Source organism: Chitinophaga agri (assembly GCF_010093065.1).
Taxonomy (GTDB): domain Bacteria; phylum Bacteroidota; class Bacteroidia; order Chitinophagales; family Chitinophagaceae; genus Chitinophaga; species Chitinophaga agri.
In genome coordinates this window covers 1,423,031-1,448,357 of record NZ_CP048113.1, presented here as the reverse complement: position 1 = coordinate 1,448,357, position 25,327 = coordinate 1,423,031, and the positions used below count along the sequence as shown (strand labels likewise).

7 protein-coding genes (1 of these 7 only partly in view) are annotated in these 25,327 nt (G+C 47.0%); 3 read left to right on the top strand and 4 right to left on the bottom strand.

All coding sequences use genetic code 11. From position 1 onward, the window contains the following. Window positions 1–20: 20 nt before the first annotated feature. From kdpA to GWR21_RS05335, 3 genes are all read right to left on the bottom strand, one after another. Window positions 21–1,742 (bottom strand): potassium-transporting ATPase subunit KdpA, encoded by a 1,722-nt coding sequence (gene kdpA / locus GWR21_RS05345; protein ID WP_162330738.1) that lies wholly within the window; start codon window positions 1,740–1,742, stop codon window positions 21–23. Between the two features lie 19 nt (window positions 1,743–1,761). Continuing rightward, the gene (kdpF, locus tag GWR21_RS31850) at window positions 1,762–1,839 is read right to left on the bottom strand and encodes a K(+)-transporting ATPase subunit F (protein ID WP_394367271.1); all 78 of its coding nucleotides are present in this window, start codon (window positions 1,837–1,839) and stop codon (window positions 1,762–1,764) included. Window positions 1,840–1,964: 125 nt separating this feature from the next. Continuing rightward, on the bottom strand, window positions 1,965–2,324 hold the full coding sequence (locus GWR21_RS05335) for a DUF7674 family protein (protein WP_162330737.1): 360 nt from the start codon (window positions 2,322–2,324) through the stop codon (window positions 1,965–1,967). 331 nt (window positions 2,325–2,655) lie between these two features. Between GWR21_RS05335 and GWR21_RS05330 the strand changes: the two genes are divergently transcribed. After that, window positions 2,656–3,444, top strand: coding sequence for a DUF1223 domain-containing protein (locus GWR21_RS05330; protein ID WP_162330736.1), 789 nt, complete (start codon window positions 2,656–2,658; stop codon window positions 3,442–3,444). A gap of 55 nt (window positions 3,445–3,499) precedes the next feature. After that, a complete protein-coding gene (locus tag GWR21_RS05325; protein ID WP_202929050.1) occupies window positions 3,500–3,946 on the top strand; it encodes an organic hydroperoxide resistance protein in 447 nt (148 codons plus the stop codon). A 176-nt stretch (window positions 3,947–4,122) separates the two neighbouring features. On the opposite strand, the gene GWR21_RS05320 is transcribed toward GWR21_RS05325, so the two are convergent. After that, the gene (locus GWR21_RS05320; protein WP_162330735.1) at window positions 4,123–5,466 is read right to left on the bottom strand and encodes a sigma-54-dependent transcriptional regulator; all 1,344 of its coding nucleotides are present in this window, start codon (window positions 5,464–5,466) and stop codon (window positions 4,123–4,125) included. 640 nt (window positions 5,467–6,106) lie between these two features. Between GWR21_RS05320 and GWR21_RS05315 the strand changes: the two genes are divergently transcribed. Further along, window positions 6,107–25,327, top strand: the 5' portion of a protein-coding gene (locus tag GWR21_RS05315) for an Ig-like domain-containing protein (protein WP_162330734.1). The gene runs 18,048 nt beyond the window's last position; only the first 19,221 of its 37,269 coding nucleotides appear in the window; the start codon lies at window positions 6,107–6,109; the stop codon falls past the right edge of the window.

Genomic DNA, 25,327 nt, shown 5'->3' with positions numbered 1-25,327 from the left:
CAATCTCAATAGTGTTATAACTAGAAGACCTGGTACTTCGTGAAATACTCTGCGATTGGTCCCAGGGTCAATGCAGGGAAGAATGCCAGTGCTGCGATGATCATGATCACTGCATAGGTCATGATACCGAAGGTGGTCGTGTCTGTCTGCAAAGTACCCGCGGACTCAGGGATATATTTCTTCCTGGCCAGTATGCCAGCAATCGCTACTGGTCCTATGATAGGAATAAAACGACCCAGTATCATGACAATACCGGTGGTGATATTCCAGAAGACATTGTTGTCTGATAGACCTTCAAAGCCGGAGCCGTTATTGGCGGAGGAAGAAGTATATTCATACAGCATCTCTGAGAAGCCGTGATTAGATGGATTGTTGAACCAGTTAGCCGGTTGTACGGACCATGCCAGTTGTGGGTGATGCGCTGCGAAGTAAGCTGACAGCGCTGTTCCCACCAGTACCAGGAATGGATGGAATAACGCGATGATAGCGGCGATCTTCATTTCTCTTGCTTCTACCTTACGACCCATAAATTCAGGTGTACGGCCGACCATCAGTCCGGAGATAAATACCGCGATTATCAGGAAGATAAAGTAGTTAAGCAAACCTACACCCTTACCACCATAAAAGCAGTTGGTCATCATACCCAGCATCTGCATAGCGCCTGATAAAGGCATAGCGCTGTCATGCATGGAGTTCACAGAACCAGTGGAAATAATAGTCGTCATTACCTGCCAGTAAGCGGAAGCGGGTACTCCTATGCGTATTTCCTTGCCTTCCATGGCAGTGATGTCTTTCAGTCCGAGCTGATGCAGCATCGGGTTCCCACCCATTTCAGAGAGCATGTTCGGGATCATGAGCGTTAGCATGCCAACTGTCATCACACCGAAGATGACATAACCCAGTTTTCGTCTGCGGATGAAGCAACCGAATGCAAAAACGAGTGCCATTGGCAGGATGACCTGTGCAGTGATCTCAACGATGTTGGTCAGGTAATTCGGGTTCTCCAGTGGATGTGTGGAGTTAGTGCCGAACCATCCACCACCATTTGTACCAAGGTGTTTGATAGCGATCATACCTGCAGCGGGACCTCTGGAAACCTGTACAGAATCGCCCTGAAGGGTAACGATGCTGTCTTTACCGTCGAAGCTGGCGGGCGTGCCGTTGAATGCCAGGATAATTGCCATGACAATACTCAGCGGCAGCAATATACGGGTGATCGTTTTGGTGAAGAATACGAAGAAGTTACCCAGTTTCTCGGTCGTCTTTTCTGCAAAAGCCCGGAACAATACCGCTACAGCGGCTACGCCTGTGGCAGCAGATACGAACTGCAGGAAGGTGATCACGATCAGCTGTGTAAGGTAAGTGACACCGGTTTCACCAGAATAGTGCTGCAGGTTACAGTTTACGAGGAAACTGATGGCAGTATTGAAAGCCAGATCTGGTGTCATATCCGGATTACCATCCGGATTGAGCGGGAGATGAGACTGAAACAACAGGATAAAGAAGGCATATATCAGCCATACCAGGTTAATGGATAACATGGCGGCCATGTGCTGCTTCCAGTTCATTTCCTGGTGCGGATCAATACCACAGATCCGGTAAATGAAGCGTTCAGCAGGATGCAGGAAGTCGGTGATGGTGCGCTCGCCCTGGAAAACTTTTGCTATGTATTTTCCGAGTGGGAATGCGATCACCAGCGTTAAGATAAAGGTGAAGAGGATACCTATTATTTCGCTTTTCATTGATTAAAACGGTTTGATATCAGAATTTTTCAGGTTTAAGGAGAACATACACCAGGTAAATAAATACTAGGATGGATATTATCAGCAGTAATGTCATCATGGCTAGTCAGTTATATATTTTCAAAGAAATCGAGTGTTTTGTAGAAGAGATAAAAACATACCAGCATAATGAGCAGGTAAATTGCGGTAGGCATATGAATGTGTTTTATTGACGGTTATAAGTTATACGCCAGGTTTTAATACCTGCTGGATGTAGAGCGAAAAGAGTACAGCGGGCATTACACGCTGTATTTCCAGCCATTCCTGATGGGTGCAGGACATTCTGAAGCTTGAGAAGGAGAAAATGAAAACATTCTCGATCGCCGTCTTCACCAGCTGGTTACCACGGTTGTAGATCTTCTCCGCCAGCAGCATACAACGTTGCACCTGACGCAGCTGATGCTGCTGTAACATCTTCGCCGTGTAGCTAGCCAATACTTTTACAGAGAGATAGGCACTTCCAAAAACCGGAGCACACACAATTTGCTTTTGTATTTCTGGTATTTCATCCGCTATCTGAGCGGCGGCTTCATATTGGTTCATAAAAAATGATTTACGGCAGGAATAAGGCGAATGGCATGCCCGTTCCCGGTAAACCGACTCTTGGCTTCTGTAACTATTTTATTAGTAATGATTTATAAGCTGACGTATTCTTTTACTGATAGCTGTACCATTGATAAAACCCTCTCATTTTGAGAGAGGCTTTTATCAATTTGGGGTATGTAATTGGGGTAGGTAATTTTCATCGCGTCAGTTGTCCGGTTCAAGGGGTGATTTGCCCGACTTGACTCTTCGCACTTCTCTTTCTCTGGCTTTTGGTGTCCATTTGTATTGTAAATCAATCATACAACTAACAGCATTAAAAGCATCAATTATGAGATCAATGGGCTTGTTTTTTATCAGCGCAGGACTTATCGCAATGTGTGTCGGTATGGTCGCCTTTTGCAACATGCAGAATGACAAAGCGATTAAGCATATGCAGACAACGGAGAGTAAAGGATTTGCTGTGGTGGAACTTTTTACGTCAGAGGGTTGTTCCAGTTGCCCGGCAGCGGATGATTTAGTTGGCAGAATAGAAAAAGGTAACGAGAATGAAAATATTTATATCCTGGCTTATCATGTAGACTACTGGGATCGTTTGGGCTGGAAAGATACATTCAGCGACCACGCATATTCTGACAGACAGGGAACCTATGCTTCCTGGATGAGTCTCTCTTCTGTTTATACACCACAACTGATCATCAACGGAGATACCGAATGCATTGGTTCTGACGAAAGCTCGGTGATAGGTGGTATCGCAGCAGCACTTAATAAAACACCTGCTGCCGTCCTCACTTTGCAAAGTGTAAAAGATGGGAATCATTTACGTATCAGTCACCAGGAAACCAATCTCAAAAAGAATACAAACCTGGTGCTGACGCTTGTTCAGAAACATGGTGAAAGTAATGTGAGAGCAGGGGAGAATTCAGGCCGAAAACTGTCTCACGTACAGATCGTAAGGGTACTGAAAGAAATCCCTGTAAAAGCAGATAGTAATAGTGACGTAACACTTGATCTGCCGGCTGATTTCAATCCCGAAGGCTGGGAGCTGGTAGGCTTTTTACAGAACAGTAACAACGGGCATATCAGTGCGGCAGCAAAGGTTGGTTTTCATACGAAATAATTAACCACATAATTTATAACAATCTATAATAGCATAAAACATAAATGTCAAAAAGATGGAAAACAAACATGTAGCAGTAGAAGGTATCGTACCAGTTGAGAAAGTGCTATATACTGGCAAAACAATGACTACTGGCGGAAGGAACGGAGAATCCCGTAGTGATGATGGAAAACTGGATATTACACTAACACCTCCGGGTTTTCCTGGCAGCGGCACGAACCCTGAACAATTGTTTGCCGCAGGATGGTCAGCCTGTTTTATAGGAGCGATCGGTAAGGCAGGACAGGTGCTAAATATCAGGGTGCCTGCGGATACAGCTGTAAATGCAGAAGTAGACCTTGGTACAAACGATAATGGCTACCAGTTGCAGGCAAGGCTGAAGGTGAGTCTGCCTGGGCTGGATGAACAAACCGCCAAAGCATTGCTGGAGATGGCACATCAGACATGTCCCTATTCAAAGGCAACCCGGGGTAATATCGATGTCACCATCAGACTGGCATAGTAAATTGGAATTAGGAATTAGGAATGAAATGCAGCCAAGATGAGTTATGTAGGATGGATCTGATATTTCTTTATGAAGAGGGCGCTTCAACGTCGAAGCGCCCTTATTATTTGGTAATACAATTAATAGATGATGTTGCTCTATAATGGGAGATAATTGGGATCAATTCCTACTCCCTAATTATTCAACCCGTATTCTTCGATCTTCCTGTACAACGTCGCCAAACCAATATTAAGGAGTCGGGCAGCTTCTGTCTTATTATTTTTGGTGTGATGCAAGACTCTGATAATGTGAAGCTTTTCTACGCTGGCAAGATCGAACGCGGATAGGGAAGTGTTAGACTTATCGGCCACCTGGAGGTCCAGCGGCAGATGTTCAACAGACAGGTCTTGACCGCCGGCCATGATCACGGCTCTTTCCAGCACGTTCTTCAGTTCACGGATGTTACCTTTCCATTCATGCAGTTGTAGTTTCTCCGTGAAAGCAGGCGTTATTTTCTGCTTACGCTGATTGATTTTGGCAGAGAAGATACCGACGAAAAATTCCGCCAGCAAAGGGATATCCTTTTTCCTTTCCCTGAGGGGAGGGAGGGTGATGGCGAAAACATTCAACCGGTAGTAGAGGTCTTCACGGAAATGGCCTTTTTCTGACTCCGCCTTCAGATCTCTGTTGGTTGCTGCGATGATCCTGACGTTCACCTTTGTGGGTTTGGTATCACCTACTTTAATAAACTCACCGGTTTCCAGTACCCGGAGTAGTTTACTTTGCAGGTCCAGTGGCATTTCCCCGATCTCGTCCAGGAAGATAGTACCCGTATTGGCCTCTTCGATCAATCCTTTCTTATCCCTGTTGGCGTTCGTAAAAGCGCCTGCTTTATAGCCAAATAATTCACTTTCCAGCAGTTCACGGCTAAAGGCACTACAGTTAAGCGCGACGAAAGGTTTCCCTATACGTTTGCTGTGATTGTGAATGGCTTGCGCGAAGACTTCCTTTCCCGTACCGGTTTCTCCCAGCAGCAGCACCGTGGTGTCGGCGGGAGCCACTTTACTGGCCTGTTCTATCGCGTCCCGGATTGCACGGGAACTACCAAGGATAGTGTCAAAACTGTATTTTTTACCGACCTGGCTTTCCAGCTTCTCGATGCGTTTCTGCAGTTCCACTTTTTCCAAAGCCCTGTTGAGCAGCGGGATGATGCGGTTGTTATCATCGCCTTTGGTGAGGTAGTCGAAGGCTCCGTTTTTGATCGCCTGTACACCATCGGGAATATTACCGTAGGCAGTCAGGAGAATAACCTCCACAGATGGATGTTTTTCCTTGATGGTTCTGGCATAGTCTACACCACTGCCATCAGGCAATTTTACATCACAGAGTATTACGTCTATTTCTTCTTTGTCGATTACTTTCTGGGCACTTTTGATATTACCGGCTTCGAGTACGTTAAAACCTTCCAGTGCGATAATCCTTTTCATCAGGCTGCGCAGCTTCTCTTCATCATCTATTATTAGGACAGTTCCGGGCATAAAATTATTTGGCTGCAAATTACGTTTTCTTTGTAAATTCTCTGTCGCGACAGCTATCCTGTTTGACAGGAGGAGCCTTTCAAGTACAGATGCATTAATATTGATTGATAACACAATTACGGCAATTTCATTCGAAATGGATGTGATGTTTTTTGAAACTATACGGTTTAGCCTGCCTGCCTGATGCACTTGAGCTGAACTTACCTATCACTGTTACCAACCTACGTCTTCACTTGTTCAGGCTGTAAGAAAAGCATTACATACTGTCATGCACGTTTTTTATCATGATAATAATTTATTTTATTTGAGAATAGAAGATCAATTATCCGATTTGGATTTTTTAATTCTTTTAACATATATTTGAATTGTCTATTGAAGAAAGATGTCATTGTTATTGTAACCGACTATCGCAGTCCCTTAAAAAATTTTCTTTCTTTTTATAAGTACTTTTCTTCATAACCACCGCCTTACCAGAGAGTTTTACTTTTAACAGGAGTATCCTGTAAGAGCCTATTTTTCATAACCCACTTCCGCTTCAGAGTACAGCTTACATAAGCATTGTGCAGTACGATCTATCGTGCAGTGTGACTATTCCATGTTGTGAACAATCAAACGTCATATATCACCTATTCCATTTTGAATGGTAGAACTTTACTGTCGTAACCTTCTCAGAGGGTTAAAAATCTGGTGTCTGCTTTTAGCAGCAGTTGTTGTCACGCGCTTTTCTGCGAGAGCAGAAGGTAGTAAGGAGTTGAATCAGAGCGGTGGATATCGTGCTTATCTGAACGCTGCGTCTGCCACAAGTGTGAACAATCTGTTCCCCACAACGGGAACAGTGAAGGTATTCGTGAATGTAGGTGAACGTATATTTGTCGGGTCCAGTGCACAGGGTATTGGTAATGGTACGATAATTCTGCGCGCGCCTAACGGTGCCACGTATACGACAGGTACGAGTACGACAGTAGGGCGTATCAGTAACCGTACTCAGGAGGTAAATGGACCTAATGTAGGCGCACTCACCACAGGGTATAACCCAGGCATAGTCACTGTTGCCGCCGGGCAGGCAGGTATATGGGAAATAGATTTTGTACCACCCAATGCAGCGAATGCTGCTAATCCAACAGCGATATTATCTACCGGTAACTGGACACAGCCGACCAGTTCTTCCATGATAGCAGCATTTGATGTCAGCGTTAGGAACAGTGCCAATACGGCGTTCATCCCTGGTCGCCTCTATACGAATATTTTTACCGCCAACCTGGGTGCTGCTAACGCAACATTTAACGCGATACTCAGGGTACTGACCAATGATGGTTATATCTATACTGTTAATAATAACGGCCAGGCGGGTTTTGGTTTTTCTTTTGTGGCTAACAATAAAGGCTTTCGTACCACAGATGGTGACCCTACCTATAAAAGCGTGGATGATCTGGCCAGTCTCAGACTAAAGGATCCACGTACTGCGGATACAGAAACAGATATCACCCACAAGATCTTCTTCAATGCACCCGCCGCAGACCTGCCTGCGAGTGCCAATAGTGTGTCGGGCTCTACATGGCTACTCACCACACCCCCCGTCATAACTGCCACAGTCGTATCTTTTGTCGGAGTGGAAGGCACACCCGGAGTGGCGGGTACGAATCCCGCAGGGGGTAATATTACTTTCACCTCATCCTACGCAGCTAATTACGCCGTTGATATAGACATCAACGGCAATGGTGTGTATACAGATGCCGTGGATCGCCGTCTGACCGGTAGTGCTACTGTTGGTAACAACAGTGTGTATTGGGATGGTAATAACGGGCAGGGGGCAAAAGTCTTATCCGGCATGACAACTTATAATACGCGTGTCGTGCTGTTTGCCGGCGAGGTGCATTTTCCATTTATAGATGTGGAGAATAATCCGTCGGGAATTATTATTACCCGTACTAATGGTACAGGTGCTCCCAATGATGTCGTGTATTGGGATGATTCTCAGCTGACGGTAAACGGTACCGCTTCTAATCCGATTAGTACTGCTACGACCGGTATTTCCAGTACAACAAACGGTCATAGGTTCGGTTCCACTGCTTATAGTGGTACTGACTTCGGTAATGAAAATGGTATTGATACCTGGTCTTATCTGACAAGTGTTCCGGTGCCTGTTCCGCTATTGATCGTATTAAGGGAGGCTGATCTGGAAGTCGTCAACATTAATAAATCAACAACAACACTTTGTCAGGGCGGGACTGTGACCTATACTACTGCTGTAAGAAATAATGGACCGAACAACGTGGTGGGTGCTACTTATCAGTTTAACTTCCCGGCTAACCTGACAAACGTGAGTGTTACCAGTGCTGCTACTTCCGGTATTGCTACGGTAACAGATGGTACAACCACAGCCACACAATATTCTGCCACATTATCAATGAACAATGCTTCGGTAGTGACATTTACTATCACAGGAACCATTTCTACATTCCCTGCCGGAGGCTCCTTATCTGTAACATCCGCCATCATGCGTCCGCAGGACGTTACGGATCCGGACGCGACAAATCCGGATGCTGCTGTTCCGACTGATCCACAGTTGGAGTGCGACGCCCTGCCCTCGGGTGTAGGTTGTAATAATATTAAAACAGATGTAGTTGCTGTATCGCAGACGCCTACCGCTTCAAATGCCGGGCCCGCACAGACATTATGTGCGGCGACATCTACTGCGCTGGCAGCTAATACTCCAACAGTGGGTACCGGTTCCTGGACACAGGTGAGCGGACCAGGAACGGCCGTGATAGCCAATACCAGTTCTCCGACAACAAGCGTGAGCAGTCTGGTAACGGGTACTTATGTATTCCGCTGGACTATCTCCAATGGTACCTGTACGCCAAGTGTCAGTGACGTGTCTGTTACCGTACAGGCCGCGTTAGGTGGGAATACAATCACTGCGCCGGCGACGACCACTTTCTGCGGAGCAGGAGATCCTGCTGTGATCAATGGTACGACACCAACAGGGGGGAGTGGGACGTATACTTATCAATGGCAGCAGTCGTCAGACAATGTCACCTACACCAATATCTCCGGTGCGACATCACAGGCTTATGATCCGCCGGTAACCTCCACCACAACCTATTTCCGCAGGCTCATTACGTCTGGCGCCTGTACAACAGCCAGCGCAAGTAATGTGGTGACGATCACTATACAGTCGGCTGTCACGAATAATACCATTACAGCACCAGCTACGACAACATTCTGTTCTTCCGGTGATGCAGCTGTTATTACCGGTGCTGCACCAGCGGGAGGTAGCGGTACGTTTACTTACCAGTGGCAAAGTAGTACTGATAACGCTACATACACGAATATAGCAGGGGCGACCAGTCAGTCGTATGATCCTCCTGCAGCCAGTGCCACCACCTATTACCGTCGTCAGGTAACGTCCAGTGCCTGTTCTACCCCATCCACCAGTAATGTGGTCACCATCACCGTACAGCCTTCCCTGACCGCCGGCGCCATTGCCGCCAGTCAGGAGTTCTGCGTATCCGGTGACCCGGTTGCCTTTACACAAACAACGGCACCAACTGGCGGCAGTGGTACATATACCTATCAGTGGCAGAGTTCTGTCACCAGTGCAGGCAGCGGATTTACAGATATCTCCGGTGCCACAGCTGCTGCCTATGATGCGACTGTTATTAATCAGACCACTTATTACAGAAGGATCGCCCGTTCTGGTGTTTGTGCTGATGCGATCAGCAATGTGCTGACCGTAACCGTGAATGCATCACTGACACCGGGTGTCGTAGCTGGTAACCAGACCTTCTGCGCAAGCGGTGATCCTGCTGCCTTTACACAAACCACCGCACCGACTGGTGGTAATGGAACCTACACCTACCAATGGCAGAGTTCTTTGACCGGCACGACTACCGGCTTTACCGATATCAGCGGAGCGACTGCCGTGACCTATGATGCACCATCTCTCTCGCAGACCACCTATTTCCGCAGGATCACCCGTTCGGCTACCTGCGCGGATATTAATTCGAATGTGATCACTGTCACTGTTAATCCTGCATTGTCTAATAATACAATTGCTGCTGCACAGACAATCTGTAGTGGCTCTACACCAGCCACACTTACTGGTAGTACACCGGCAGGTGGTAATGGGGTATTCACCTATCAGTGGGAAGTAAGTGTGGGTGGTGGTAGTTTCACTGTTGCGCCAGGAACCAGCAATACACAGAATTATACGGCCCCGGCACCATTGACACAAACCACCCAGTACAGAAGAACAATTACTTCTGATGGTTGCGCTTCCAGCGTAAGCAATGTGATACAGGTCACCGTAAATGGTACAACAACGGCAGCGAACGCAGGCCCCGACCAGGGACCATTAAATGCGACATCTGCAACACTGTCCGCAAACGTCCCTGCAACCGGCACGGGTAGCTGGACACAGGTATCCGGTCCGAATACGGCGACTATTGTCAACCCGTCTTCCAACACGACCAGTGTTACCGGACTGACAGCAGGTATCTATACTTTCCGCTGGACCATCACCAATCCTCCCTGTGCACCAAGTACAGATGATGTGCTGATCATTATCAATGCGGCACCTGTGGCTACGAATGATGTGGTGACTACAAATGAGGACGTGGCAGTCAATATAAGTATATTAAGTAATGATACAGATGCGGATGGTACCATCAATCCGGCCAGCGTAACCATCGTGAACCAGCCTGCACATGGTACCCTGAGTGTAGCCGCGAATGGCGTGGTAACCTATACGCCGAATCTTAATTATAATGGTAATGATGTCTTCAGTTATACTGTAAGAGATAATCTGGGTACACTTTCTAATACCGCTACTGTCTCTGTTACGATCACACCAGTGAATGATGCGCCAGTGGCCGTCGATGATGATATTAACCTCGTTGAGGACATGACCATCACCATCCCGGCACCGGGTGTCCTGGGCAATGACAGTGATCCCGATGGAGATCAGCTGACAGCCGTACTGATTACTTCGGTGACCGCAGGTACACTGGTATTGAACGGTAATGGTTCGCTTACCTATACACCACCGGTCAACTATAATGGTATCGCTACCTTTACCTACCGTGTCTGTGATGGCGGCGGCCTTTGTGATACAGCTACGGTGAGACTGGAAGTAGGTAACGACAATGACGCACCGGTGGCTGTGAATGACAGCTATAGTGTCAACGAAGACACGCCGTTGGACGTGCCAGCGAGTGGGGTATTGTCCAATGATACCGATGCGGATAATGATGTCCTGAGCGCCACACTCTTAACACCACCCGCTAGTGGTACACTGACACTGAACCCGAACGGTTCCTTCCGTTATGTACCTGTAGCTAACTTTAATGGTGTCGTTTCATTTGCATATTCCGCCTGTGATGCAAGTGGTGAGTGTAGCAATGCGACGGCGACCATTACAGTGAACGCTGTGAACGACGCGCCTGTGGCGAATGACGACGCCTATGTAACTGATGAAGATAAGGTAGTGGATGTGGTCGTGCCGGGTGTGCTGAGCAATGATACAGATGCAGACGGTGATCCGCTGACAGTAAGTATCGTTACTACACCCGCGAGTGGTACTGTCACGCTGAATCCGAATGGCCGTCTGATCTATACACCAGCGCCGGATTTTAACGGAGTAGTAAGCTTTATTTACCGGGCGTGTGACAATGGTACGCCGCAGCTGTGCGATACCGCCCTTGTAACGATCACCGTAAGGCCGGTAAATGATACGCCCGTAGTAGTGAACGACGATTATGCCCTGAATGAAGATACACCGCTGAATATCTCAGCACCAGGTCTGCTGGCCAATGATACCGATGCAGATGGTAACACACTGACTGCATCGCTGGTCACCAATCCGGCACATGGTACTGTCACTGTTAATGGTGATGGTAGCTTTATCTATACACCGGCTCCTGATTACAATGGTACGGACGTATTTACCTACAAAGCATGTGATGGCAATGGCGCCTGTGATACCGGCACGGTTACGCTGACCATTAATGCTGTAAATGATGCCCCTGATGCAGGAGATGTAAGCTTCTCAGCGAGAGAGGACATTCCATTGAGCATTAATCCTCCGGGTCTCCTGGGGGCCAGCCGCGACAGGGAAGGAGGTACGCTGACCGCAGCAATTGTTACGCAACCATCCAATGGTACCATTGCAGTTAATCCAAATGGTAGCTTCACTTATACACCAAATGCAAATTATAATGGTACAGATGTCTTCACATTCAGCGTATGTGACAATGGCACACCTCAGTTGTGTGATACTGCCACTGCTACAATAACCGTAGCGGCTGAGAATGATGCCCCTGTCGCCGGAGATGATACATATAACGCTTCGGAAGACGCGCCACTGACAGTTGCTGCTCCGGGTCTGTTGGCAAATGACACAGATGTTGATGGTGATCCATTGACAGTTACACTGCTGGCAGGACCAGTGAATGGTACCGTGGCAATCAACCCTAATGGTAGCTTTACCTATATACCGAAAGCTAATTATAATGGTACAGATACTTATACATATCGCGTATGTGATGGTAAAGGAGGTTGTGATACCGGCACTGTTACTATTAATATCTCAGCAGTGAATGATGCGCCTGTTACAGGTGATATCAGTTATACAGCAACAGAGGACGTCACGCTCACCGTAGGCGCACCGGGGATATTGTTTAATGATAATGATCCTGATGGAGATCCGCTGACAGCTTCCGTGGTAACACTACCTGCACATGGAACACTGGTATTGAATTCTAATGGTAGCTTTACCTATACACCTGCACCTAATTTCAATGGCGCGGATACGTTCTATTACCGTGCGTGTGATCCATCAGGCGCCTGTGATACGGGTAGTGTAGTGCTGACTGTGCTACCGGTGAATGATGCGCCTGTTGCGACAGATGATAACTATGCGACCAATGAAGAAACAACGCTGACCATCACCGCGCCAGGCGTATTGGGCAATGATACAGATTTGGACGGAGATGCGCTGACCTCCAGTGTGCTGCGTAATCCGCTGAATGGTACACTGACACTGAATAGTAATGGTGGGTTCGTGTATACGCCAAACCGGGATTTTAATGGTTTGGACAGCTTTACTTACAGAGCCTGTGACGGTAGCGGATTGTGCGATACCGCGCTGGCGGTGATCACTATTGCGCCCGTGAATGATACGCCGACAGTGGTGAATGATGTATACACGGTGGCAGAAGATAATACGCTGACCGTTGCAGCCAGCGGTGTACTATTCAACGATAGCGATAAGGATGGAAATACGCTTACGGCAAGTTTGCTGACCGGTCCGGCCAGTGGCAACCTGGTATTGAATCCCAATGGTGGATTCGTATACACACCAGCGACGAATTTCAACGGAATAGTGACATTCACTTATCTGGCCTGTGATAATGGTACGCCAAGCCTTTGTGATACGGGTTCCGTTACGATCAATGTAACACCGGTGAACGATGCACCGGATGGGGTAGATGATACCTATACACTGGAGGAAGATGTGCCGCTGACGATCGCAACTCCGGGAGTGCTGGCCAATGATACAGATGTGGATGGTAATCCGCTGCGGGTGACTGGTATATTCAGGCAACCCGCTCATGGTACGGTCACCATCAATCCAAATGGCAGTTTCACGTATACACCAGCCAGAGATTACACAGGTACAGACCTGTTCGTATATAATGTCTGTGATAATAATGTACCGGCGGCTTGTGATACGGCCGTAGTAAGGTTGACTATTACAAATGATAACGATGCGCCGGTAGGCACTGATGATAACTATACTACTTCTGAAGATGTACCATTGACAGTAGCCGCTCCGGGTATATTGTTCAATGATACAGATCCGGATGGAGATCCGTTAACAATAACAGGCGCTGTGCTTAGTCCGGCCAATGGTACAGTGAGTATCAATGCTAATGGTAGTTTTACATATACACCGAATGCTGATTACCGGGGGCTGGATTCATTTACTTACAGGGTATGTGACAACCAGGGTACATGTGATACAGCGGTGGTGAGGGTGGTAGTAGTACCGGTAAATGATGCGCCAGTAACGTCTTCCGAGACCTATACCACACCGGAAGATGTCCTGCTGAACGTCGGTGTAGCCAATGGTGTGCTCGCGAATGACACCGATGTGGACGGTGATGTATTGACAGCTACGTTGTTACAGGCGCCGGCAAACGGTAATGTGATACTTGCAGCTGATGGTAGTTTTGTATACACGCCGCGGCTTGACTATAATGGTACAGACTTCTTTACTTATAATGTATGTGATCCGGCGGGTAGTTGCGTGGCTGACACGGCTTATATTACTATCACTCCGGTAAACGATACGGTTATCGCGAGGAATGACATCTTAAATGGTGATGAGGATGTGGTTATTAATGGCGATGTTTCGCAGAATGATAATGATGCAGATGGCGATCCGCTGACCTTTACACTGATCACACAACCAGCCAGAGGTACTATTACCTTCAATAGTAACGGTACATTTACCTATACCCCAACGCTGGATTCCACCGGACTTGACTCCGCGCTTTATCGTGTATGTGATCCATCAGGCGCTTGTGATACCGCTCGTATTTACTTCAATGTGGGCGATGAAAATGATCCACCGGTAGCAAATCCTGATTTCTATACGGTGAATGAAGATGAAGAGTTGTATGTAGCACCTCCAGGTGTACTGGGTAATGATACGGATCCTGACCCAGGTACCCAGTTGAATGCAGCATTGTTGACAGGTCCGGCTAATGGTGTAGTGACCATTTGGCCCGATGGTAGTTTCTCTTACAGGCCTAATCTGAACTTCAATGGCACAGATCAGTTTATCTATAATGCCTGCGATGCGAATGGAGCCTGCGATACCTCTATTGTGTTCATCAATATTCTGCCTGTGAACGACCGCCCAGTGGCAGTGAATGATTCTGTGAGTACGAATGAGGATGTGAATCTGACAGGTAATGTATTACTAAATGACAGTGATCTGGAAGGGAATAATCTGACAGCCAGCCTGGTGGAAGGTCCGTCCAGCGGAACACTGATATTGAATGCTGACGGAACCTTCTCTTACACGCCAGGTGAGAACTTCAACGGCACAGATATGTTCTGGTACCAGATCTGTGATGACGGTACCATCCCACTATGTGATACTGCAACTGTCTTTATTACGGTGAATCCTGTGAATGATGCGCCGCAGACAGGCAACGACAATTATGCGGTTGCGGAAGACAATGTGCTTAACGTGGCTGCTGCAGGAGTGCTGAGCAATGACTTTGATGCGGATGGCGAGGTGCTGGTGTCTACGTTGGTGAGTCCGACGAGTGGATCGCTGACATTAAATTCCGACGGTTCATTCATCTACCGTCCTAATCCAAACTTCAATGGTGTAGATTCGTTTACTTATAATGCCTGTGACCTGAGTGGAGCTTGTTCGCCGGGCAAGGTAACTATTACAGTAACACCGGTGAATGATGCACCTATTGCCGTGAACGATTTCTTTGCCCGGTCGGAGGATACTGTTTTGACCTTCCCACCGTCCGTGATCCTGGCAAACGACATTGATGTAGATGGAGATATCCTGACAGGCCGGCCTATTGGCACGCTCAATAACGGGTCCTATGTATCCAATCCGGATGGTACGTATACTTATACCCCTGCGCCTAACTTTAATGGACTTGATAGTATTCAATATGAGGTATGTGATGGCATGGGCCTTTGTGACACCGGGTTGATCATCCTTAATATTACACCGGCGAATGATCCTCCTGTTGCCTTACCGGATACGTATGAGGTATCAGAAGATGTAACGCTGCAGGTACCGGCTACCGCGGGCGTGTTAAAGAATGATACTGATCCGGATGGGGATGTACTGGTATCTACTGTGGAATATCCGGCAAGTGGTACGCTGACGTTAAATTCCGACGGGTCATTTAACTACAGACCAAATCTAAATTTCAATGGCCTGGATTCCTTTACTTACCGGGCATGTGATCTGGGCGGTTTGTGTGGTACGGCGAATGTAGTGATCAGGGTAACGCCTGTTAATGATCCACCTATAGCGGTGAATGATTATTTCCTGCGGACAGAAGATACCGTTATTACTTTCCCCACATCTGTGATATTGGCGAATGATATAGATGTGGACGGAGATGTGCTGACCGGCCGACCTATCGGTACGCTGACCAAGGGCACGGTGATTGCAAATCCCGATGGTACATATACTTATATACCGAATGCAAACTTTAATGGTCTGGATAGCATACAGTACCAGGTGTGTGATCCTTCGGGAGCTTGCGACACAGGTGTAGTTGTAGTGGAACTGACCCCGGTAAATGATAAACCGGTAGCGCAGGATGATGTGTTCTCTGTGGATGAGGATGGTAGTTTGACGGTGGCGCCGCCGGGAGTGCTGGGTAATGATACAGACGTTGATGGTGATCCGCTGGCAGTAAGCGTATTGACAAATCCGGCTCATGGTACATTGACGTTAAACCGGGATGGCAGCTTTAGTTATACGCCGGTAGCTAACTATAACGGTCCTGACAGTTTGCTATACAGTGTTTGTGATCCGTCTGGTTCCTGTGATACGGGTATTGTAAGATTTAATGTAGCGGCGGTACCAGACCCTCCTGTAGCAGGTAATGATAATTATACAACAGATGAAGATGTACAGTTGACAGTACCAGCGCCAGGAGTGCTGATCAATGATACAGATCCTGATGGCGCTCCCTTGGTAACATCACTGGAGACAGCGCCTGCAAATGGTACTGTGATAGTAAATTATGATGGTAGCTTTGTGTATACGCCGAATGCGGATTTCAATGGCACTGACCGGTTTACTTACCTTGTATGTGATACATTGGGTGCTGATCAGTGTACAAGTGGTACTGTTACGATCAATGTATTACCGGTGAATGATGCACCGGTTGGCAATATTGATATTTACAACTTCAACGAAGATAGTACGATCACCTTGGGAACGCCAGGCGTACTGTCTAATGATATTAATATTGACGGGGATCAGTTGACGTCTACTATTGTAACAGCGGCGCTTCATGGTCAGCTGCAGCTGAATCGAAATGGAGGGTTCACGTATGTGCCGAATAGAGATTACAATGGAAGGGATAGTGCGATATATAATGTTTGTGATCCATTAGGTGCCTGTGATACGGCAAAGATCCTGTTTATTATTAATCCGGTGAATGACCGTCCGGTGGCAGTAGACGATCAGTTTACAAGGCGTGAGGATACCGTCATCACATTTACAGCCCAGGTAGCATTGATAAATGACTACGATCCTGACGGTGATGCCTTACAGGGCAGGCCGATTGGCACTCCGCTGAACGGCTCTTACACAACCAATCCTGATGGAACCTATACTTACAGACCTAATCCGAACTTTAATGGTCTGGACAGCGTGCAGTATGAAGTGTGTGATCCGTATGGCGCCTGTGATACAGGTTATATCAGACTGACCATTACTCCGGTGAACGATACGCCGGTTGCGCTGCCAGATAGTTATCAGACAGATGAGGACATTCTCCTCAGCGTGGCAGCGCCAGGTCTGTTGATTAATGACAGTGACGTAGATGGAGATCCACTTTCTGTAGCAATCCAAACACCTGCCGCGCATGGCCGTGTGACGCTGAACAGTGACAGGTCGTTTACATATGTACCAGATCCGGGATATAATGGTATCGATACATTCATTTACCGGGCCTGTGATCCGGGAGGGTTATGTGATACTGCCCTGGTGACCATTTTAGTGAATAGTGTGAATGATGCGCCTGTGGCATTGGACAACGTCTATGCAATGCCGGAAGATAGTCTGATGACAGGTAATGTGTTGGATAACGATACCGATCCTGATGGAGATCCACTGACAGCTACGTTGATATCTACGACAACGAATGGTACGCTTGTATTCAATGCAAACGGAACGTTTACCTATACACCGAATCCGGGCTATAATGGTCCGGACGGCGCTGTGTATAGTGCCTGTGATCCGTCGGGAGCGTGCGATACGGCATTACTCTCCTTTATTGTGACGCCGGTAAACGACGCCCCTGTAGCGGTAGACGATAATGTAACAGTAACAGAGGATGTACCAGCAACTGGTAATGTCCTGACTAATGATACGGATGTTGAGGGTAATGCCCTGACAGCTTCATTGGTAACGGCACCAGTAAATGGAACAGTAGTACTGAACGCAGATGGTAGCTTCACCTATACACCGAACGCAAACTTCAATGGCCTGGATAGCCTTGTTTACCAGGTATGTGATAATGGCACACCAAGCCTGTGTGATAGCGGTGTAGTAAGATTCACAGTGAATGCGGTGAACGACGCACCAGTAGCGGTAGATGATGATGTAACAGTAACAGAGGATGTACCAGCAACTGGTAATGTCCTGACTAATGATACGGATGTTGAGGGTAATGCCCTGACAGCTTCATTAGTAACGGCACCAGTAAATGGAACGGTAGTGCTGAACGCTGATGGTAGCTTCATATATACACCGAACGCAAACTTCAATGGACTGGATAGCCTTGTTTATGAGGTATGTGACAACGGTGTACCAAGCCTGTGTGATAGTGGTGTAGTAAGATTCACAGTGAATGCGGTGAATGACGCACCTGTAGCGGTAGATGATAATGTGACTGTAACAGAGGATGTACCAGCGACTGGTAATGTCCTGACTAATGATACGGATGTTGAGGGTAATACCCTGACTGCTTCATTGGTAACGGCACCAGTAAATGGTACGGTAGTGCTGAACGCTGATGGTAGCTTCACCTATACACCAAACGCAAACTTCAATGGCCTGGATAGCCTGGTATACCAGGTATGTGATAATGGCACACCAAGCCTGTGTGATAGTGGTGTAGTAAGATTCACAGTGAATGCGGTGAATGACGCACCCGTAGCGGTAGATGATGATGTGACCGTGACAGAGGATGTAGCAGCGACCGGTAATGTTCTGACTAATGATACAGACCCAGAAGGCAATAGTTTAACTGCAAGCCTGGTAACGGTTCCAGTGAATGGTACCGTAGTATTGAACGCTGATGGTAGCTTCACATATACACCGAATGCGAACTTCAATGGCCTGGATAGCCTGGTTTACCAGGTATGTGATAATGGCACACCAAGTCTGTGTGATAGCGGGGTAGTAAGATTTACAGTGAATGCGGTGAATGATGCCCCAGTAGCGGTAGATGATGATGTAACAGTAACAGAGGATGTACCAGTAACAGGCAATGTCCTGACTAATGATACGGATGTTGAGGGTAATACCCTCACTGCTTCATTGGTAACAGCACCAGTGAATGGAACTGTAGTGCTGAACGCGGATGGTAGCTTCACATATACACCGAATGCGAACTTCAATGGTCAGGATAGTTTGGTTTATCAGGTATGTGACAATGGTGTACCAAGCCTGTGTGATAGCGGAGTAGTAAGATTCACAGTGAATGCAGTAAATGATGCCCCAATAGCAGTAGATGATGATGTAACAGTAACAGAGGATGTACTAGCAACAGGCAATGTCCTGACTAATGATACGGATGTTGAGGGTAATGCCCTGACAGCTTCATTGGTAACAGCACCAGTGAATGGAACTGTAGTGCTGAACGCGGATGGTAGCTTCACATATACACCGAATGCGAACTTCAATGGTCAGGATAGTTTGGTTTATCAGGTATGTGACAATGGTGTACCAAGCCTGTGTGATAGCGGGATAGTAAGATTTACAGTGAATGCGGTGAATGACGCCCCAGTAGCGGTAGATGATGAAGTAACAGTAACAGAGGATGTACTAGCAACAGGCAATGTCCTGACTAATGATACGGATGTTGAGGGTAATGCCCTGACAGCTTCATTGGTAACAGCACCAGTGAATGGAACTGTAGTGCTGAACGCGGATGGTAGCTTCACATATACACCGAATGCGAACTTCAATGGTCAGGATAGTTTGGTTTATCAGGTATGTGACAATGGTGTACCAAGTCTGTGTGATAGCGGGGTAGTAAGATTTACAGTGAATGCGGTGAATGACGCCCCAGTAGCGGTAGATGATGATGTGACCGTGACAGAGGATGTAGCAGCAACAGGCAATGTCCTGACTAATGATACGGATGTTGAGGGTAATGCCCTGACTGCATCATTGGTAACGGCACCAGTAAATGGTACGGTAGTGCTGAACGCTGATGGTAGCTTCACATATACACCGAATGCGAACTTCAATGGTCAGGATAGTTTGGTTTATCAGGTATGTGACAATGGTGTACCAAGCCTGTGTGATAGCGGGATAGTAAGATTTACAGTGAATGCGGTGAATGACGCCCCAGTAGCGGTAGATGATGATGTGACCGTGACAGAGGATGTAGCAGCAACAGGCAATGTCCTGACTAATGATACGGATGTTGAGGGTAATGCCCTGACTGCATCATTGGTAACGGCACCAGTAAATGGTACGGTAGTGCTGAACGCTGATGGTAGCTTCACATATACACCGAATGCGAACTTCAATGGTCAGGATAGCCTTGTTTATGAGGTATGTGACAACGGTGTACCAAGCCTGTGTGATAGTGGTGTAGTAAGATTCACAGTGAATGCGGTGAATGACGCACCTGTAGCGGTAGATGATGATGTGACCGTGACAGAGGATGTAGCAGCGACCGGTAATGTTCTGACTAATGATACAGACCCAGAAGGCAATAGTTTAACTGCAAGCCTGGTAACGGTTCCCGTGAATGGTACGGTAGTGCTGAACGCCGATGGTAGCTTCACATATACACCGAACGCAAACTTCAATGGCCTGGATAGCCTTGTTTACCAGGTATGTGATAATGGCACACCAAGTCTGTGTGACAGCGGGGTAGTAAGATTCACTGTAAATGCGGTAAATGATGCCCCAGTAGCGGTAGATGATGATGTAACAGTAACAGAGGATGTAGCAGCAACAGGCAATGTCCTGACTAATGATACGGATGTTGAGGGTAATGCCCTGACTGCATCATTGGTAACGGCACCAGTAAATGGTACGGTAGTGCTGAACGCTGATGGTAGCTTCACATATACACCGAATGCGAACTTCAATGGTCAGGATAGCCTTGTTTATGAGGTATGTGACAACGGTGTACCAAGCCTGTGTGATAGTGGTGTAGTAAGATTCACAGTGAATGCGGTGAATGACGCACCTGTAGCGGTAGATGATGATGTGACCGTGACAGAGGATGTAGCAGCGACCGGTAATGTTCTGACTAATGATACAGACCCAGAAGGCAATAGTTTAACTGCAAGCCTGGTAACGGTTCCCGTGAATGGTACGGTAGTGCTGAACGCCGATGGTAGCTTCACATATACACCGAACGCAAACTTCAATGGCCTGGATAGCCTTGTTTACCAGGTATGTGATAATGGCACACCAAGCCTGTGTGACAGTGGTGTAGTAAGATTTACAGTAAATGCAGTGAATGACACCCCGGTAGCGGTAGATGATGATGTAACAGTAATAGAGGATGTAGCAGCGACCGGTAATGTTGTGACTAATGATACGGATGTTGAGGGTAATACCCTGACTGCTTCATTGGTAACGGCACCAGTGAATGGTACGGTAGTGCTGAACGCTGATGGTAGCTTCACATATACACCGAACGCAAACTTCAATGGCATGGATAGTCTTGTTTATCAGGTATGTGATAATGGTGTACCAAGCCTGTGTGACAGTGGGGTAGTAAGATTTACAGTAAATGCAGTGAATGACACCCCGGTAGCGGTAGATGATGATGTAACCGTGACAGAGGATGTAGCAGCAACAGGCAATGTCCTGACTAATGATACGGATGTTGAGGGTAATGCCCTGACAGCTTCATTGGTAACGGCACCAGTAAATGGAACTGTAGTGCTGAACGCTGATGGTAGCTTCACATATACACCGAACGCAAACTTCAATGGCCTGGATAGCCTAGTTTATCAGGTATGTGATAATGGCACACCAAGCCTGTGTGATAGTGGAGTAGTAAGATTCACAGTGAATGCGGTGAATGATGCCCCAGTAGCGGTAGATGATGATGTAACAGTAACAGAGGATGTAGCAGCAACAGGCAATGTCCTGACTAATGATACGGATGTTGAAGGTAATGCCCTGGCTGCGTCATTGGTAACAGCACCAGTGAATGGTACGGTAGTGCTGAACGCAGATGGTAGCTTCACATATACACCGAATGGGAATTTCAATGGCCTGGATAGTCTGGTATATCAGGTATGTGATAATGGCACACCAAGCCTGTGTGATAGTGGAGTAGTAAGATTTACTGTGAATGCGGTAAATGACGCGCCGGTAGCGGTAGATGATGATGTAACCGTGACAGAGGATGTAGCAGCAACAGGCAATGTCCTGACTAATGATACGGATGTTGAGGGTAATGCCCTGACAGCTTCATTGGTAACGGCACCAGTAAATGGAACTGTAGTGCTGAACGCTGATGGTAGCTTCACATATACACCGAACGCAAACTTCAATGGCCTGGATAGCCTAGTTTATCAGGTATGTGATAATGGCACACCAAGCCTGTGTGATAGCGGTGTAGTAAGATTCACAGTGAATGCGGTGAACGACGCACCAGTAGCGGTAGATGATGATGTAACAGTAACAGAGGATGTACCAGCAACTGGTAATGTCCTGACTAATGATACGGATGTTGAGGGTAATGCCCTGACAGCTTCATTAGTAACGGCACCAGTAAATGGAACGGTAGTGCTGAACGCTGATGGTAGCTTCATATATACACCGAACGCAAACTTCAATGGACTGGATAGCCTTGTTTATGAGGTATGTGACAACGGTGTACCAAGCCTGTGTGATAGTGGTGTAGTAAGATTCACAGTGAATGCGGTGAATGACGCACCTGTAGCGGTAGATGATAATGTGACTGTAACAGAGGATGTACCAGCGACTGGTAATGTCCTGACTAATGATACGGATGTTGAGGGTAATACCCTGACTGCTTCATTGGTAACGGCACCAGTAAATGGTACGGTAGTGCTGAACGCTGATGGTAGCTTCACCTATACACCAAACGCAAACTTCAATGGCCTGGATAGCCTGGTATACCAGGTATGTGATAATGGCACACCAAGCCTGTGTGATAGTGGTGTAGTAAGATTCACAGTGAATGCGGTGAATGACGCACCCGTAGCGGTAGATGATGATGTGACCGTGACAGAGGATGTAGCAGCGACCGGTAATGTTCTGACTAATGATACAGACCCAGAAGGCAATAGTTTAACTGCAAGCCTGGTAACGGTTCCAGTGAATGGTACCGTAGTATTGAACGCTGATGGTAGCTTCACATATACACCGAATGCGAACTTCAATGGCCTGGATAGCCTGGTTTACCAGGTATGTGATAATGGCACACCAAGTCTGTGTGATAGCGGGGTAGTAAGATTTACAGTGAATGCGGTGAATGATGCCCCAGTAGCGGTAGATGATGATGTAACAGTAACAGAGGATGTACCAGTAACAGGCAATGTCCTGACTAATGATACGGATGTTGAGGGTAATACCCTCACTGCTTCATTGGTAACAGCACCAGTGAATGGAACTGTAGTGCTGAACGCGGATGGTAGCTTCACATATACACCGAATGGAAATTTCAATGGCCTGGATAGCCTTGTTTACCAGGTATGTGATAATGGCACACCAAGTCTGTGTGACAGCGGGGTAGTAAGATTCACTGTAAATGCGGTAAATGATGCCCCAGTAGCGGTAGATGATGATGTAACAGTAACAGAGGATGTAGCAGCAACAGGCAATGTCCTGACTAATGATACGGATGTTGAGGGGAATGCCCTGACAGCTTCATTGGTAACGGCGCCAGTCAACGGAACAGTAATATTGAACGCCGATGGTAGCTTCACCTATACACCGAATGGGAACTTCAATGGCCTGGATAGCCTGGTTTACCAGGTATGTGATAATGGAGTACCAAGCCTGTGTGATAGTGGTGTAGTAAGATTCACTGTAAATGCGGTAAATGATGCCCCAGTAGCGGTAGACGATAATGTGACTGTAATAGAGGATGTACCAGCGACTAGTAATGTCCTGACTAATGATACGGATGTTGAGGGTAATACCCTTACTGCTTCATTGGTAACGGTACCAGTAAATGGTACGGTAGTGCTGAACGCCGATGGTAGCTTCACATATACACCTAATGCGAACTTCAATGGCCTGGATAGTTTGGTTTATCAGGTATGTGACAATGGTGTACCAAGCCTGTGTGATAGCGGTGTAGTAAGATTTACAGTGAATGCGGTGAATGACGCCCCAGTAGCGGTAGATGATGATGTGACCGTGACAGAGGATGTAGCAGCAACAGGCAATGTCCTGACTAATGATACGGATGTTGAGGGTAATGCCCTGACTGCATCATTGGTAACGGCACCAGTAAATGGTACGGTAGTGCTGAACGCTGATGGTAGCTTCACATATACACCGAATGCGAACTTCAATGGTCAGGATAGCCTAGTTTACCAGGTATGTGATAATGGTGTACCAAGTCTGTGTGATAGTGGTGTAGTAAGATTCACAGTGAATGCGGTGAATGACGCACCTGTAGCGGTAGATGATGATGTGACCGTGACAGAGGATGTAGCAGCGACCGGTAATGTTCTGACTAATGATACAGACCCAGAAGGCAATAGTTTAACTGCAAGCCTGGTAACGGCGCCAGTGAACGGAACTGTTGTACTGAACGCCGATGGTAGCTTCACATATACACCGAATGGAAATTTCAATGGCCTGGATAGCCTGGTATACCAGGTATGTGATAATGGCACACCAAGCCTGTGTGATAGCGGTGTAGTAAGATTCACAGTGAATGCGGTGAACGACGCACCAGTAGCGGTAGATGATGATGTAACAGTAACAGAGGATGTACCAGCAACAGGCAATGTCCTGGCTAACGATACGGATGTTGAGGGTAATACCCTGACTGCTTCATTGGTAACGGCGCCAGGAAATGGAACTGTAGTGCTGAACGCTGATGGTAGCTTCACATATACACCGAATGGAAATTTCAATGGCTTGGATAGCCTTGTTTACCAGGTATGTGATAATGGCACACCAAGCCTGTGTGACAGCGGAGTAGTAAGATTCACTATAAATGCGGTGAATGACGCCCCAGTAGCGGTAGATGATAATGTGACTGTAACAGAGGATGTACCAGCGACAGGCAATGTCCTGACTAACGATACGGATGTTGAGGGTAATACCCTGACTGCTTCATTGGTAACGGTTCCCGTGAATGGTACTGTAATATTGAACACCGACGGTAGCTTCACATATACACCGAATGGAAATTTCAATGGACTGGATAGCCTGGTTTACCAGGTATGTGATAATGGCACACCAAGCCTGTGTGATAGTGGTATAGTAAGATTCACAGTGAATGCGGTGAATGACGCCCCAATAGCGGTAGATGATAATGTGACAGTAACAGAGGATGTACCAGCGACTGGTAATGTCCTGACTAATGATACGGATGTTGAGGGTAATACCCTGACTGCTTCATTGGTAACGGCACCAGTAAATGGTACGGTAGTGCTGAACGCTGATGGTGGCTTCACATATACACCAAACGCAAACTTCAATGGCCTGGATAGTCTGGTTTACCAGGTATGTGATAATGGCACACCAAGTCTGTGTGACAGCGGAGTAGTAAGATTCACAGTAAATGCGGTTAATGACGCACCTGTAGCAGTAGATGATGATGTAACATTAACAGAGGATGTAGCAGCGACCGGTAATGTTCTGACTAATGATACAGACCCA

What these genes read in the sequence shown, in the direction of transcription:
- kdpA (WP_162330738.1), bottom strand. Translation starts at nt 1,742, where the DNA reads ATGAAAAGCGAAATAATAGGTATCCTCTTCACCTTTATCTTAACGCTG.
- kdpF (WP_394367271.1), bottom strand. Translation starts at nt 1,839, where the DNA reads ATGACATTACTGCTGATAATATCCATCCTAGTATTTATTTACCTGGTG.
- GWR21_RS05335 (WP_162330737.1), bottom strand. Translation starts at nt 2,324, where the DNA reads ATGAACCAATATGAAGCCGCCGCTCAGATAGCGGATGAAATACCAGAA.
- GWR21_RS05330 (WP_162330736.1), top strand. Translation starts at nt 2,656, where the DNA reads ATGAGATCAATGGGCTTGTTTTTTATCAGCGCAGGACTTATCGCAATG.
- GWR21_RS05325 (WP_202929050.1), top strand. Translation starts at nt 3,500, where the DNA reads ATGGAAAACAAACATGTAGCAGTAGAAGGTATCGTACCAGTTGAGAAA.
- GWR21_RS05320 (WP_162330735.1), bottom strand. Translation starts at nt 5,466, where the DNA reads ATGCCCGGAACTGTCCTAATAATAGATGATGAAGAGAAGCTGCGCAGC.